This is a genomic window from Bradyrhizobium sp. CCBAU 53415 (assembly GCF_028128735.1).
In the GTDB taxonomy this organism is placed as follows: domain Bacteria; phylum Pseudomonadota; class Alphaproteobacteria; order Rhizobiales; family Xanthobacteraceae; genus Bradyrhizobium.
The window spans coordinates 38,123-52,086 of the sequence record NZ_LBJF01000016.1 but is presented as its reverse complement, the minus strand read 5'-3'; the positions used below and the strand labels follow the sequence as shown (position 1 = coordinate 52,086).

Genomic DNA, 13,964 nt, shown 5'->3' with positions numbered 1-13,964 from the left:
AGTAAAAGTGCAGATCGCCCAGTTTTATAACCGTCACCGTCCCATCATAAATGCGATAGGACCATTGTTGCTGCTGATGGCAATGGTCGCGGTCTTCGCCCTGATCAATCCGCGCTTTTTAAGTTGGATAAATCTTTTCAATCTGATGCGACAGTCCTCGATCCTGCTGATCGTCTCAACGGGCATCACATTTGTGATTCTCATGGGAGCGCTCGACCTTTCCGTGGGAGCAATCGTGACACTTGTGGCAATTGCGTCTGCGGTCCTGATCCGTGACTTTGATGTAGGTGTGGCCGGAATAGCCGTCGCTGCCGCAGGCATTGGAGCGCTGTGTGGCCTCGTAAATGCTGCACTCGTCCTTCGACTACGGCTGCCTTCTTTCGTTGCCACACTAGGCACGATGACTATTCTTGGCGGCGTTTCCACGTGGATCAGCGGCGGTGGCAACGTGTTCTTTCAGAGCCCAAACCTCACATGGATTGCTTCCGGTTCTGTGATCGGTCGTATTCCGAACTCCGGAGTGTTGGCACTTCTCATTTTTGTGGTCGCTTCCTTTGTCGGTGCGAGAAGCCATTTTGGAAGAGCCCTTTTTGCGATCGGCGGTGGCGGCCTAACTGCTCGACTTTCGGGGATTGACGTTCTTCGCACGAAAGCCGTCGCTTTTGTTGTCTCCGGAATGCTTTGCGGAGTTGCGGGCTTGCTACTTGTCGCGCGGACATCAACGGGTACTTCGCGCATGGGAGACGATCTGCTGCTCCAGGCGATCGCCGCGGTCGTGATGGGCGGAACCGCGCTATCTGGAGGCTCAGGCGGAGTCCATCGGACGTTGACCGGTGTTCTGGTGATCGCCGTGCTGCAAAATGGTCTCAATATCGCAGGCGTGCATACATACCTTCAAATCATGGTGACGGGCCTCATCGTAGTTCTATCTGTCACAATAACTCTCGATCGATCGAGGCTAGCCTTTATTAAGTAGCGGAGCATGTAGTGGCGATATGGACCGATAATTGCTTCTTCCTTCTGACTCGCGCCATCTAAACGCGTGTTGTGCCGAAAACAGGCTCGTCGGCCGGATGACCCGAGCTGTCGGGGAAAACGGTGCGGTCGGTCGACATAGCCCATGTGGCTGCTGATGGCGGCTAGAAGCGAATGGCGCGCCGAGAGCTCCGTTTCTAGATGCATCAGTCGAATGCCTTTCCAACTTGTTGCCGGCCCGATGTTCTCAGAAAATGCCGATCTGTGAGAGGCAGTTCGCGCACATGTTGCATCGGCGAGCGCATGCGAGTCCGGGAGTGGCTTCGGAATCGAATTGAGTTGTCGGACCCGTTGCTACCTCTCTCCGAAACATCGCCCGTTCCTGTGGAAGCACGCATTTGCCGCGAGAAACCTTTTGATTAGGCAATAAGCTCGCCGGCGTATTGAGCTGACTAAGTATCGGTTGCTCTTTGACGACTCGCGAGCCGAGTGCCGGCGACCATCTGTTAAGTGAATCGTGCCTGAGCGGCTCCGCAAGCATCGCGTTTCTATGGAGCCGTGGGAAGGTAACTGTCGCGTCAGACCTGGAAGACAGCTGCGCCTAATGCGCTCGGTTTACCCAACGTTACCCGGATGCGGAGGTTGTGCGCCGTGACCAATCGGACATCATGTGAATAATGGCGCCCGCGGCCAGAATTCCTTCTGATCTCTTGGGTCCGCTGGCAGACCGGTTCGTCTGCTTCTCCCAAGACTTGAGCCGCTGCCGGAGAAATCCGGCAGCGGTGTTTTTTGGTGCTTCATGATGCCCACTTTGTAGTCGAGACATTGAGGTGATTGCAGCCAGTCCGACGGACGGCCAGCGTAACGATAGTCGTGCCTGACACAGCCCGCCCGTTGCGCCGTCGCATGTAACGAAAAAATCGGGCTACGAACCAAGATCAGGCGACGGGGCAGCACCGGATACGATGTGACTAGGGCATTCAGGCTCTTCCGGGGCTCTAGACGGAGTCGGATCCAACTTCTAGCTAATGTCTATTGCAACGCCAGCTGCGACTGATTCCGGCGATAGCGACGAGATCACCTGGCGAGGCAGTCCAGCGTTGCCGGTCGCGAGCAGGAAATGCACAAACTGCGCTGAAATCCCCCTTAAATCGTGAAACTGCTGTCGACGCTCCCAGATACGCCATATCAGGGCGTCCTGAGACCGCCGTTGAGCGCGTCCGCACCAGCTACGCGGAAAAATGCATTCTCTCGGGCAAGAACGATTTATCGAAGGCTTGAAACCAAACAGACTTCATCGCGGAAAGGCGACCAGTCTTCTGGGGGCGTCAAGACAAACCCCTGCTCAGGAAGCTGCGGATCTTAGAGAGCAGTCTCGCTGGTCACTTTGCTCAAGTTGGCCGCTTCGAAGTCGTCCCATCCAAAAGTGCGAACATTGGTAATGACGATCCGTGCTGGCCAAGGTTTACCAGCTCCATCTCCTCGCTCATCGTCCGTGTAAGTGCCTCTGCTGGTAGATGGATGAGTCCGTCCAGATGGGAGCCAAGTCGCTTCTCCGCTGCGGTAATTTCAGAATCGCTCGCGATGGCAAACAACGCCTTGAAGCCAAGGCTTGTGAACCATTCCATCCGCCGAAGTTCGAGCTCCTGTCCCGCATCAACAGGTACGCCCGCCGCCGACCGCTCGATCATAGATGCAGGCGGGAAATTGGTGACGCCGGTGATACCGGCATCCTTCAACGATTCGGCAATATCCTCCCAGCAAGCGAAGGGGTCGATCATGAGTATCGCCGCATAGACATGAGGAGCGGACGTTGCCTTGTCGAGGATTTGCAGGTCTCGCAAAAGACAGTCGTTCCAGTCGAGGATTGGCAGGGTCGCCATGACCAGCTGCGAGCCTTCTGGAAGGCTGCGCAAAGAGGGCGCGTAGACTTGCAATTGTGCGCCTTTAGCTAGGTCCGACATGTGTGTGGCAAGTCTGCCGGGAACTCTCGCTCTCACCGCTTCTACCCAATGTTACCCATTTGGACGCCTCACCGATCTTATACCCGGTCAGAGCCGGGTCTAGACCACCTGTTGTTAGGAATGGTTCTGGGAGGAAGATCGTGTCTCACCATTGTACGGACGACCACAGGTCGGCCCGGGATGGTAACCTGTCCGAACTGGCGACTGGATCCGCAACTACAGACGCGGTCGCGATCGTGGCCACGCTGGATACCAAGGGCCGTGAGGCGTCTTACCTTGCCAACATTATCGAGACGTGCGGCCGCAAGACCATCCTGATCGACGTCGGCACTAAGAGGGACGACGGCGACAAACAAGCCGATGCAAAGACCCCTACCGAACTCTTGGAGCGGATTGCTGAAAGGACGCGTAGTAAGGTTGGTGACCTCCTGCGATCAGGAACAATCAGCGCGATTGTCGGGGTGGCGGGTGGCAGGGGGAGCGCGGTTTTCGGCGAGGTTGTGTCCGAGCTGCCTTATGGCTTTCCGAAACTTTTGGTGAGCAGCGCAAGGCCTGCGCTACTCGCCGAATTGGCCACTCACAGCGACATCATCCTCTATCCGACGCTGGTCGATCTCTTCGGCATCAATGTCTTTACCACAAGGGTGCTCAAGAACGCGGGGCGGGCCATTGCGGCCACGCACTATGCTCCCGTCAAGCTTGGGCGAGACAAGAAGATCGTTGCGATCACTGCCTTCGGCGTGACCACGCCGGCAGCGAACCGGTGCGCAGCGCGGCTTGCCGACGCCGGCGTAGACGCGATCGTCTTTCCGGCTAACGGGGCGGGCGGCCGCAAAATGGAGCAGTTGATCGCGGCTGGTGAATTCGACGCGGTCATTGATTTGACCACCACGGAGCTCGCAGACGAAATCGTTGGAGGCACCGCAAGCGCCGGTCCGGATCGGCTCAAGGCCGCGTCGCGGCAAAAGATTCCGCAAGTGATCGCGCCCGGTGCGGTCGATATGGTCAATTTTGGCCTGCCATCGAGCGTTCCTGATCAGTTTCGCGGTCGCCAGTTCTACGCCCATACGCCTTACACGACGCTCATGCGCACAACTGCGTCTGAGAACGCGAGCATTGGCCGGCTCACCGCAGAACGGCTATCGCGAGCAAAAGGACCCACAATGGTCCTTTGGCCGGCAAAAGGCGTATCCGATTACGACCGCCAAGGCGGCATCTTCTACGATCCCGACGCCGACAAGGCTTGGCTGGATGCGGTCAAGGAACATCTCTCCGCGCACGTCATGGTCCGCGCCCTGAACTGTCACATTAACGATGGCGAGTTCGCCGACGCTGCCGCGGCATGGATCCTGGAACAACTCGCGCAAGAAGGTTCATCCCATGCGGATGTTTGAGCGAACCGAAATTCTTTCCAGGATCGAACGACAGGTGGCGGAGCGAAAGGCAATTCTCGCGGCAGGAAGTAGCTGCGGCCTGGTCGCTAAATGTGCCGTTCTTGGAGGTGCCGACATGCTGGTGGTCTACTCGACCGGCCTGTCGCGTCTGATGGGGCTTCCCACGAGCCGGATTGGCGATTCCAACGCACGCACGCTGGAGCTTGCGGCGGAAATTCGTAATGTGGTGTCTTCCGTGCCGGTGGTTGGCGGTATCGAGGCTTGGGATCCTCTCCGGCTCGACCTCGATGCTCTCTTGGACAAGTTCTGGGCTGCTGGGTTCTCCGGCGTCATCAACTATCCGACGATCTCCACCATGGGGGACAACTGGCGTGACCGCCGCGGCCGCGTCGGCCTCGGCTTTGAACGTGAGGTCGAGCTGATCACTCTCGCGCGCAAGAAGAATATCTTTTCGCTCGCCTATGTCGCAAGCCCTCAAGACGCCAAAGCGATGGCAAGTGCAGGGGCCGACTGCATCGTCCCACATGTCGGCGCCACGCGCGGCGGCCTGGTCGGTCATGAGGACGGGCAATCCATAAAGGAAGCGGTCCGGCGCATCAATGAGATCAACGCGGCGGCGCGAACCGTCCGGTCGGACGTCCTCTCGCTTTGCCACGGCGGGGCAATTGCCGAGCCTGAAGATACGATCGAGGTCTATCGGAGGACCGAGTGTGTCGGCTTTGTTGGCGCATCCTCAATCGAAAGAATTCCAATTGAGCGGGCAGTGAAAACAGCGGCGGCGGAATTCAAAGCTGTCCCGCTTCCGCAAACTCATTGATGTTCACTGCAACATGCAGCGAGGCCGCATGAACATACCAAATGACCGAGCTAGACCGGACACGATCGCTTTCGCCTCCCAAGGAGGGACGAGGCCGGATCAGGACTGGGAGACAGATGTCCTCGTGATCGGCAGCGGCGCGGCTGGACTGTCGGCGGCGCTCTATGCGGCAAGGGCCGGACTGCGCGTCATTGTATGCGAGAAATCTCCGCGACTTGGCGGAACGACGGCCCTGTCGAATGGCATGATCTGGGTTCCTTGTTCTGCTCAGGCGCGCGCGGCTAACATCGATGACAGCATCGCCAATGCGCGGACATACCTGCAGCAAGAACTCGGCGTTCATTATCGTGCGCAATTCATTGATGCTTATCTTGAAGACGGCCCGGCGGCGCTAACCGCGCTCGAGAACGGCACGAGTGTCAAGTTTGCCTTGGCCACTACGCCCGATTATCACTCGAGCCAACTCGGCGGCATTGATAGGGGACGGGCACTGAGCCCCGCCCCCTATGATGGGCGGCTTCTAGGCAAGGACTTTGATTTGATTGGTGATCCCATTCGGGTTGTGCTCGGGGGCATGATGATCTCATCGAGTGAGGTGAGAAGCTTTCTCAACCCGCTCCAATCTGTTGCATCGTTCAAGCACGTCTTATCTCGCTTGAGCCGCTATGCGCGGGATCGGCTCAGCTTCAGGCGTGGTACCGAGCTCAGCGGCGGGAATGCCTTGATCGCGCGGCTGCTGGTGAGCCTGCGCGAGTACGGCGTAGAAATCTGGCCATCTTCTCCAGCGCTCGAACTCACGAAGGAAGGCGGGCGCGTCACGGGTGCCGTTGTCAAGCTGATCAACGCTGACATCCGCGTGCGCGCATCACGTGGTGTTGTTCTCGCAACTGGCGGCTTTGCCCGGAACGCGCAGTTGAGAACGGACCTCAGCGGTGCATACCAGCATGATCTTACGTTGGCCCACGCCGATGTTAACGGTGACGGCATTGCGCTTGCAACCACGCTCGGGGCCGCCATCGACAAAGATGTCGCATCGGCCGGCTTCTGGACCCCGGTTTCGATCCTGAAACGCGGCAGCGGCTCGCAGGTTGTGCCATACGGCTGGCTCGACCGCGGCCGTCCTGGGGTCATTGCTGTCGGTCCAAATGCCAGACGCTTCGTCAACGAATCGAATTCGTACCACGATATTTGCCTGGCAATGTTTGAAAACGGCTATCCAGCAGATAAGCGTTTCTACTTCATCTGCGATCACCAGTTTGTGCGATCGAGGGGCATGGGACACCTGCTGCCATGGCCCTGGACGTTGAGCATCGGTAAATATGTCCGCCTTGGCTACATCAAGGCAGGTGAAACGATTTCGGAGCTCGCAAAGCAGCTGGGGCTAGATCCAGCTGTGCTTCAAAAGACGATCGAGGAACACAACGCGCACGCTGCCCAAGGACGGGACCCCCTCTTTAAGCGTGGGGAATCGGCTTTCAATCGAACGCTCGGCGATCCGAGTGTGGGAAAAAACCCAAATCTTGGACCAATCAAGGACGGGCCATTCGTCGCGTTGCCGATCGTTCCGGCCACGCTTGGCACGGCGACCGGATTGGCGACCGACAGTTACGGAAGCGTCCTGGATGCACAAGGCAACGCAATCCAGGGTCTTTACGCTTGCGGCAACGACATGACTTCGCCGATGCGCGGAATTTATCCCGGGGCAGGCATAACAATCGGTCCCGCCATCGTATTCGCATATCGCACCGTCAACGCAATAGTGCTTTCCGCTGATCAGGAGCAAAAAGCTATCGCTTCCGGAGCTTGACTGTCTACCACACTCGTGTGTGGCGACCGATATGTGTTCGGGTCCGGGCGCGCATCGATAGAACTGGGGTCATCGGCAGCTTTCAGTGGACGTGGGTCCCGGCCCGCGACATTCTCGAGATGGCGGCCGGGTTTGAGCGTGGTGAGCCCGGCGGAGGGGGAGATCGCCGCACCAACTGTCTTCGATGTATCGCAACGAGCTGAGCTCCCATAGGTGTTCCAAGGCACATGACAACGGGAGAAGTCGATCGTTCAACAGCTAGGCCGCTTACTGACGAATCGAAAATGTCAGGACAAGCCGCACAGGCGTCTGCTTCCCCGACGCGATCGCAATCCGCCGGTCGCGAGGCAGTGACGCAACTCGACAAGATCGATTTTCGTCTTCTTGATCTCGTCCAACGAGACAATCGCCTCTGTAGTGAACAACTTGGAGGGAAGGTAGGCCTATCCGCATCCGGAGTTCAACGTCGGCTGAAGCGCCTTCGATCCAAGGGGGTCATAGAGGCCGACGTTTCCATCATTTCTCCAAAAGCAATTGGGCGGAATGTGACGGCAGTGGTTCTCATTTCCTTAGAGCGCGCGCGTGCCGATACCATCGATCGCCTAAAGCGGCAAATTCGCAAGATGCCTGAAGTGATGAGCGCATTCTACGTTACAGGTCTGGCCGACGTCGTCTTGCTAGTTACCGTAAACGATATGGAAGATTACGAGCGGTTTGCCAGGCGTCTTACAGGCGAAAGTTCAGACATAAAGCGCATTGAAACAATGATTGTCATGGATCGGTTCAAAGCAGGATTCACTTTGCCAATAGCGTCCATCGCATGGTGTTAAGCGACTGCCGAGGAGGACATCGGCTTGCTCAACTGCCGTCGAACGCTGTCCGTAAGGGGCGGCTTTGGACTTTGCGCTAGATCGATCACATTCTTTCAGATGGGGGATACGTTGCGTCGCTCGCGTCACGCCAAGATCGTGGCAACCGTCGGTCCGGCAAGCGCCGAGTCTGAGAAGATACGTGCTCTCTACCTTTCCGGGGCAGATTCACTTCAGCCTCGCATCAGTTCTTCGGCGTGCCCCGCCGTTGGCGAAAGGACCTCTACCGTAGCGCTCTCGCTCTTGCGAAGACTTAGACTCTTGTCCTCGGCATAGCGTCCCCTGGACATTTCCTCCGTGCCCTTGCAAATCGTGCCTGAGCCGTCTGCGCACAGACAATACGCGCGCACAGTCATGGTGTTGACCTTGTCCATTCTTTCGATGAGCTGATTGCCAATGCCCGGCATGCCTCCGGGCTGCGCGTTTCTATTTGACTCGTGCTTTGGAGCGTCCAGTTTATTTTGGTTTCCAACTCCGCTTTGGGGATGCCTTTAGGGTCCACCGGGGGGGCCCAACGAAGTACAAGATCAAGAGGGTAGTCTGAAGCGAAGCCGCGAGGCCCCTTATTGGCCAACCGCCCTGATATTCTGCAATTGCTGGCGAATTTTCTGGAGAGAGACCTGTTGGTCTTCGAGAATCGAAATCGCGGTCGTTACGTGACGCGCCTGATTTCGTTTGAAGCCGTCCCCGCCTGCCGGCAATGTCACGAGATCGTACTTTGCCACGACGGCCGGCTTTTTCGTGAAGACGATGCTCAATGTCTCATCGAGCTGGTAATATCCTCCAAGGGTGACAAGGTCGGTCCCCGGCGGAAACGTGTAGGTGTAGCTGGTGGCGCCATTGAACTTAACCACGACTTGGGCTGTGAACTTTGGATTGTCTATGGTAGACCCCGCCACCGCAGTGGCCTGGACCGAACGATAAAGCCAATCTTTGATCGCAAGATTCTTCGTGAGTGCATGATACGAGATCGTTTCTCGCTCACAGGCCAGGGCGCTATCGAGAATGAGCTTTTCAGAATCGAAATTGAAATCGACGGTCCCTGTACGATTTCCCCTCATATCGAGGGTAACGCCGTTACCGCCCCCCCACGACCCAGTTCGAATAGCGCGTGGTCGCCGTTGCGGGTACCTTCCGCGTTAGACCGGCTCCGGGAACGATATCCGATTCCGATTTTGGATTCAGCGTGACCGCGATCTTCCAGTTTCGCGCGTTGAACAACTCATGAGGCACCTCGCGGTCTAGCGCGCTCAGCGCATCCTGGAGCTCGCAGGCCGAATGAAGCATGATCTCCCGCATCGGGAGTGCCCAATCCGGTCGCGTTGGCACCGCATTCCAAGGACTATCAATCACGCTTCCAGGCGGAGCCCGGCGCACCTTTCCAAAGTCTGCTTTCTGCCCCTGCGAGCGAGCGCCGACCAAGGCGCGACGAAAGGGATTATCACGCCGACTTCCGACTTTGCGCCCAAGGTGCTCACTGACAAAGGTCTTGCCCGTTCCGTTCCGTATCGCCTTGAATTGATGAACGGACAACAGCTTCAGAAATGGCTGACGTCGCTCGTCAAGTAACCGCGAAGCTTGGCGGCTTGGCGCGCGGAGAGCCACTTAAGGGCCAGGACACGATCGTGGGTTCTGTTTGCTGACGCCGAACATCGTGGTCTCCGGAACGACTCTCACAGTACGTCTTAGAACACCTCAATCCTTCTGTGCGGAGCCCTTTTCGCCCTGGCGCTTCGTACTGTGCCTTGAGCGCTGGGTCGCTTGTCTCGCCCGCGACCGCATCCGCGTTGCTGCCGTCAAGACCCGGCGCGGCCTTGATGGCGTCCCCGACCTCCTTCATCTCCGAGCCCTTTCGGATGAACGGCTTCAGGTAAGCGTTGAGCTTGCCTTTGCCCGGTCCTTCGAGCTCCTGCGTCAGGGCGACGAGGTATTGATCCTTATCCGTGGCGGCCCAATCGATACCGAAGCCCGCACGGCGCGCAAGCTCCGCATGGATCAGCATGAGCGTACGGCCGTTGCCGTCAAGGAACGGATGACCATAGGCGAGGTAGCCCATGACTTCGCCCAGCTTCTCCGCCATGAACGCCTTGTCCTGTCCCTTCTCAAGCGCGTAATCGATCGCTTTGCGAATATCGTTGGGATGGGCGAAGATAACGGAGCCCTTCTTCACAAAGATTTGGGACGCGTTTGTGTGGCGATCCTCTCCGGCCCACGGGAACACCGCCTCGAAGAGCATTTTGTGCGTTTGAAGAACGTCGGCGTAGCTTAGAGATTTCTGCGCCTTGAGATGCGCCAACGCTGCATCGATACCGGTCAGGAAAGAGTTATGCAGGAGGCGCTGAACGATTTCCGGATCTTTGGCCTTGGCGACGTTGCGCAAATAGCCGCGTGTCGCAAAATCCCCGAACGGTTCGAACGTCACGGGCGATTTTCGCGCAGATAGCGCGCCTGCAGGCGCACGGCCTGGACGCGGCTCAGGATGCCCGCCCGCTGCAACGCCACGATGGTATTTTCGACATCGTCAAACGTGACGTCATCGCCCGAGAGCCGGGTGACATGTTGAGCAAACATATCGTTTGATGACACAACAACTGCCACATTATTGGCGCTCGCCAGCCCCCGGATCACTCGGGCCGTGAAATGCGGGCGGTTGGAACGTGCGACAGACATCAGCTCACTCCTCACGCTCAATATAATATGCCAAGGGCTGAAAATCCATTAACTTGCGCCCTTGCAAGCAAAATAAGCCTTTGAAAAGACTTGGAATCAAGCCTCTTTGAGGAAATCTTGCAGCCGTCCTGGCCTGGTCTTCCCGGCCAGAATATCCAGGGACGTACGCACGCCTGGTTCCCCGATTTGATGCGCGCCGCACGAAGGGGATTCGCGCCGGCGCCAAGTTTCAGCCGCCCATACTTGGCCCCCCAGCTGGCAACAAGCTAGCTCGTGCACGTTTCCCGGGGCTTTGGGACGACAAGCGACTCTTATAGGTTCGCCCGCATGTCCATTCATATCGAACGAACCGGCGGTCCGCCCGATCTGCCCGCCGCTTTCGCGCATTTTGTCGTCCATCATCTTCACGGGCGGTCCTTGGACGATCGTAAGGACGAAGAGGCCAAGCTCGGAAAGTTTCCGGACTTTGCCTGCTATCGTGACCTGGTGCTGATCGAGATGAAGCATCTCGAAACCGACCAGAATGAAAGGATCAATGAGACCTACAAAAGTCGGGTGCCCGCGGATGAGGTGCCCTTCTACTACGGAAAGAGACGGCTCGACCTCAACCAATTCAGCAACGGCAGAGAAATCGCGTCGGCGATTATCAGCAAGCTTGCGCGAACGCTCGAGACACATCTCGGCAAGGCCAATGACCAGTTCGAGGATTATCGCAAGCGCACCCCCCGTAAGAACTCGGTCTCGATCTGCCTGCTTCTCAACTCCCAAATTGATGAATTCAGTCCGGACGTCGTCATCTACGCCGTTCAGCAGAAATTACGGCAGCCATCCCCCGGAGACGTGAGGTTTCCCGATATCGATGCGGTGCTCTACATCTCGGAAAAGCATGCCCAAAAACTCCCCGACGGCCGTATCGCCTTCGCGATCGCGCAGATTGTGTGCGCCCCTGCCATCGAGCAGCGCTGGAAGATGGGCGTGATTGAGTGCGTCATGCAACGCTGGTCGGAATTCAGAACCGGCAGTGCCGCCGTCTCAGGCCGTCCTGACGGATTTGAGAGCGTTGTCGATGTCCCGCCCCAGATGCCCCGCCATGAAGCCTGGAAGCTCGCGTATCGGCGCAATCCCTACCTGCGCCCGCTGACGGACCGACAGCTGATGGTTCACTTCCAACGTTGTGTCGGCTTCAATGCCTTACTCTCCAACGGCAGCTGGACGATGCCTTCGATGGAGGAGCATTTGGGCTATGTGAGAGATTTCGGCGATGCCATCGAGGAAATAAACCATCGTGGCATCGACTTGCGGCAGTTCGCTCCCGAGGGGCTAACGTCACAGGAACGCGCGCAAGCCTATGCCGGGCTGCCCCAAGAACTCATCGACCGGCTCTCGCGCCAAGCGACGTGATGATGCCTTCTCTTGCCATCTACCTATTCAAGAAAATCAGCCCTTTAGCAGCATTAAGCCATCCTTAGCGGCGCCAAGGCGAGAATAGGCGGAAGGGTTCGGCACTATCGCCGGCCTGCTGATTTCCATGACGTCTGACTTTTCCGATCTCGGCGAATATCGCGCACCGCTGCCCGATGCGGCCCGTTCCGCCGATGTCGCTGCGATGGTGCGGTACCTCGCCGGACTCAAGAACGTTTCGCTCAACGCCAAACAGGCGGCTCTTGGTCATAGATGGCACGGGCAGGAAAGAGTGAGAAACTGTCGGCGTACAAGTGCAACACATGCTCGATATCAAATTTCTTGTCTTCCAGCATCTCGTTAGTCTCCAATAGCGGCGATCACCTTATCTTCAACCAAAGATCGAGGCCATCAAAAGTACGCCTAACGACATTGAGGGGCGGCTGCTACAGGAGTCGTCGAGCGACAGTGCTGGAAATCCGCCATTTGTAGGCCTGTCAGGAAGCCCTTGAAAAATTATAGCAATAGTGCTATAAGATAGTGGCAAATGACCACACAGAAGCCCGTAGTTTGGATCGGATCGTCAAAAGACGATTTACGGGCTTTCCCGGACGAGGTTCGCCGCGTCATGGGATTCGCGATCAACGATGCTCAAAACGGTGACGAGCATCCTCGTGCCAAGGCTTTAAAGGGCTTTGGCGGCCGGAGTGTGCTGGAGGTCGTCGACGATGAAGATGGCGATACGTTCCGCGCCGTCTACACCGTACGCTTCGCGGGTGTCATCTATGTCCTTCATGCCTTCCAAAAGAAGTCAAAGAAGGGGATCGAAACTCCGAAGCACGACATCGCGGTAATTCAGACCCGGTTGAAAGCAGCCGAGGCCCATTACCAACAGAACTATGGAAAAGGAGGCAAGAAATGAGCAAGGCTACTAAAGCAACCGTAGGCAGCGATAACATTTTCGCTGACCTTGGCTTTACCAATCCCGAAGAGGAACTCCTCAAGGCCAAACTTATCCGTGAGCTTCGTGCGATCATCAAACGTCGCAAGCTTACTCAAATAAAGGCTGCAGAGCTGCTTGGTCTCAAGCAGCCCGATGTGTCTGCCTTGGTTACCGGTCGTGTAGGTAAGTTCTCAATCGACAGAATCGTTCGATGCCTAGACCGGCTTAACTATCGGGTGGACGTGGTTATCCGCCACAAGCCTGTTCGTCGTGCATCCTCACGAGCTGCTGCCTAAGAGCGGAAATGGATGGATATTGACGAACTTCGGGACGCTCAAATACGGTTAGGGCGTTCGGCGCTGGACATTTTTCGATCCTTTCTGTGCTTTCGGTATGGCGCGCCCGTACAGGTTGATGAATAAGGACTATAGTCCCTAGCTAGAGACTATATGCCCGATGGTGCTCGATCCTGCAATGCAGGACTGGCGCGCAGTGTTGGGGGCAAAATCCGTCAGCAGCGAACGGATGACGCAGGAGAAGTTAGCTTTCGAGGCCGAAATCGACTTGACCTATGTAGGTGGGATAGAGCGAGGCAAGCGAAACCCCAGCCTGTTAGTCATGGCTCGTATCGCCGAAGCGCTCTGCGTGCCGATTACCAAGCTTCTTTCTGACTAGCGTTGGTACGTCAACCCGACGGCTGCCTAGTATTCTTCAGCTAGCATCAGGGTAATCACTCGCTGGGTAACGGCCGGGTCGGATGGGTCGGGCGAGCTGAATTCGAAATTTGCATCGTAGTAGTCGATTTTGAAGAGGATTGATGCGCCTTCGAATTCGAATATCCAAAGTCGTGTTCTCCATGCGGGTCTTGCGATGCAGAAGTCGTCGAAGATCGCGAGTGTCTGCTCCAACCGTTGAACCGCTTCGGAACCGAGGGCTGCGATGCCTGGCGTCATAACCGCTTTGCACCCGTTAGATGCTTTCGAAGCTGGTCGTTGAGCATGCGAATGCGATCCGTGTCCGTAGACATGGTTGTGTCTCCTGTGAATGCTGGGATGTGAGTTTGAGCTTGATTGCCCGGCGAAGATGGCAGGGCGTCCAGAAAGAACGGCTCGGGCCTCGGTCCG

At 57.0% G+C, this 13,964-nt stretch carries 14 protein-coding genes; 9 read left to right on the top strand and 5 right to left on the bottom strand.

Features of this window, described 5'->3' with window-relative positions; translation table 11 throughout:
- Nucleotides 1-7: 7 nt before the first annotated feature.
- Nucleotides 8-976: an ABC transporter permease gene (locus tag XH87_RS09380; protein ID WP_271587038.1), complete on the top strand. Its 969-nt coding sequence runs from the start codon at nt 8-10 to the stop codon at nt 974-976.
- A 1,390-nt stretch (nt 977-2,366) separates the two neighbouring features.
- Here the strand turns inward: XH87_RS09380 and XH87_RS09375 are convergent.
- Complete coding sequence (locus tag XH87_RS09375) at nt 2,367-2,858, bottom strand: hypothetical protein (protein WP_271587037.1); 492 nt, start codon at nt 2,856-2,858, stop codon at nt 2,367-2,369.
- A gap of 221 nt (nt 2,859-3,079) precedes the next feature.
- On the opposite strand from XH87_RS09375, the gene XH87_RS09370 reads away from it, so the two are divergent.
- From XH87_RS09370 to XH87_RS09355, 4 genes are all read left to right on the top strand, one after another.
- Nucleotides 3,080-4,333 (top strand): Tm-1-like ATP-binding domain-containing protein, encoded by a 1,254-nt coding sequence (locus tag XH87_RS09370; RefSeq protein ID WP_271587036.1) that lies wholly within the window; start codon nt 3,080-3,082, stop codon nt 4,331-4,333.
- Nucleotides 4,320-5,150, top strand: a complete 831-nt coding sequence (locus tag XH87_RS09365; RefSeq protein WP_271587035.1) for a phosphoenolpyruvate hydrolase family protein — start codon at nt 4,320-4,322, stop codon at nt 5,148-5,150. The genes XH87_RS09370 and XH87_RS09365 overlap by 14 nt, the downstream gene beginning before the upstream one ends.
- Before the next feature lie 28 nt (nt 5,151-5,178).
- Nucleotides 5,179-6,957 carry an FAD-dependent oxidoreductase gene (locus tag XH87_RS09360; RefSeq protein WP_271587034.1) on the top strand — a complete coding sequence of 593 codons (1,779 nt, stop codon included), beginning with the start codon at nt 5,179-5,181 and terminating at the stop codon, nt 6,955-6,957.
- A gap of 350 nt (nt 6,958-7,307) precedes the next feature.
- Nucleotides 7,308-7,787 (top strand): Lrp/AsnC family transcriptional regulator, encoded by a 480-nt coding sequence (locus XH87_RS09355; protein WP_271587103.1) that lies wholly within the window; start codon nt 7,308-7,310, stop codon nt 7,785-7,787.
- 602 nt (nt 7,788-8,389) lie between these two features.
- Here the strand turns inward: XH87_RS09355 and XH87_RS09350 are convergent.
- The 3 genes from XH87_RS09350 to XH87_RS09340 form a co-directional block, all read right to left on the bottom strand.
- The gene (locus tag XH87_RS09350) at nt 8,390-8,887 is read right to left on the bottom strand and encodes a hypothetical protein (protein ID WP_271587033.1); all 498 of its coding nucleotides are present in this window, start codon (nt 8,885-8,887) and stop codon (nt 8,390-8,392) included.
- A gap of 500 nt (nt 8,888-9,387) precedes the next feature.
- Nucleotides 9,388-10,248, bottom strand: a complete 861-nt coding sequence (locus XH87_RS09345; protein WP_271587032.1) for a Fic/DOC family protein — start codon at nt 10,246-10,248, stop codon at nt 9,388-9,390.
- Nucleotides 10,245-10,496 carry a hypothetical protein gene (locus tag XH87_RS09340; protein ID WP_271587031.1) on the bottom strand — a complete coding sequence of 84 codons (252 nt, stop codon included), beginning with the start codon at nt 10,494-10,496 and terminating at the stop codon, nt 10,245-10,247. The genes XH87_RS09345 and XH87_RS09340 overlap by 4 nt, the downstream gene beginning before the upstream one ends.
- A gap of 327 nt (nt 10,497-10,823) precedes the next feature.
- Between XH87_RS09340 and XH87_RS09335 the strand changes: the two genes are divergently transcribed.
- From XH87_RS09335 to XH87_RS09320, 4 genes are all read left to right on the top strand, one after another.
- Nucleotides 10,824-11,897 carry a hypothetical protein gene (locus XH87_RS09335; protein ID WP_271587030.1) on the top strand — a complete coding sequence of 358 codons (1,074 nt, stop codon included), beginning with the start codon at nt 10,824-10,826 and terminating at the stop codon, nt 11,895-11,897.
- 547 nt (nt 11,898-12,444) lie between these two features.
- The gene (locus XH87_RS09330; protein ID WP_271587029.1) at nt 12,445-12,819 is read left to right on the top strand and encodes a type II toxin-antitoxin system RelE/ParE family toxin; all 375 of its coding nucleotides are present in this window, start codon (nt 12,445-12,447) and stop codon (nt 12,817-12,819) included.
- Nucleotides 12,816-13,136 carry a helix-turn-helix domain-containing protein gene (locus tag XH87_RS09325; protein WP_271587028.1) on the top strand — a complete coding sequence of 107 codons (321 nt, stop codon included), beginning with the start codon at nt 12,816-12,818 and terminating at the stop codon, nt 13,134-13,136. Before XH87_RS09330 ends, XH87_RS09325 begins: the two co-directional genes overlap by 4 nt.
- A 160-nt stretch (nt 13,137-13,296) precedes the next feature.
- Nucleotides 13,297-13,515, top strand: coding sequence for a helix-turn-helix domain-containing protein (locus XH87_RS09320; protein WP_271587027.1), 219 nt, complete (start codon nt 13,297-13,299; stop codon nt 13,513-13,515).
- A gap of 26 nt (nt 13,516-13,541) precedes the next feature.
- Here XH87_RS09320 and XH87_RS09315 read toward each other — a convergent pair whose 3' ends face one another.
- Nucleotides 13,542-13,793, bottom strand: a complete 252-nt coding sequence (locus tag XH87_RS09315; protein WP_271587026.1) for a DUF3768 domain-containing protein — start codon at nt 13,791-13,793, stop codon at nt 13,542-13,544.
- Between the last annotated feature and the right edge of the window lie 171 nt (nt 13,794-13,964).

Bases quoted from the DNA above. Each gene is read 5' to 3' on its own strand.
- XH87_RS09325 (WP_271587028.1), top strand. From the start codon at position 12,816: ATGAGCAAGGCTACTAAAGCAACCGTAGGCAGCGATAACATTTTCGCT.
- XH87_RS09350 (WP_271587033.1), bottom strand. From the start codon at position 8,887: ATGAGGGGAAATCGTACAGGGACCGTCGATTTCAATTTCGATTCTGAA.
- XH87_RS09360 (WP_271587034.1), top strand. From the start codon at position 5,179: ATGAACATACCAAATGACCGAGCTAGACCGGACACGATCGCTTTCGCC.
- XH87_RS09315 (WP_271587026.1), bottom strand. From the start codon at position 13,793: ATGACGCCAGGCATCGCAGCCCTCGGTTCCGAAGCGGTTCAACGGTTG.
- XH87_RS09330 (WP_271587029.1), top strand. From the start codon at position 12,445: ATGACCACACAGAAGCCCGTAGTTTGGATCGGATCGTCAAAAGACGAT.
- XH87_RS09365 (WP_271587035.1), top strand. From the start codon at position 4,320: ATGCGGATGTTTGAGCGAACCGAAATTCTTTCCAGGATCGAACGACAG.
- XH87_RS09340 (WP_271587031.1), bottom strand. From the start codon at position 10,496: ATGTCTGTCGCACGTTCCAACCGCCCGCATTTCACGGCCCGAGTGATC.
- XH87_RS09320 (WP_271587027.1), top strand. From the start codon at position 13,297: ATGGTGCTCGATCCTGCAATGCAGGACTGGCGCGCAGTGTTGGGGGCA.
- XH87_RS09375 (WP_271587037.1), bottom strand. From the start codon at position 2,858: ATGGCGACCCTGCCAATCCTCGACTGGAACGACTGTCTTTTGCGAGAC.
- XH87_RS09335 (WP_271587030.1), top strand. From the start codon at position 10,824: ATGTCCATTCATATCGAACGAACCGGCGGTCCGCCCGATCTGCCCGCC.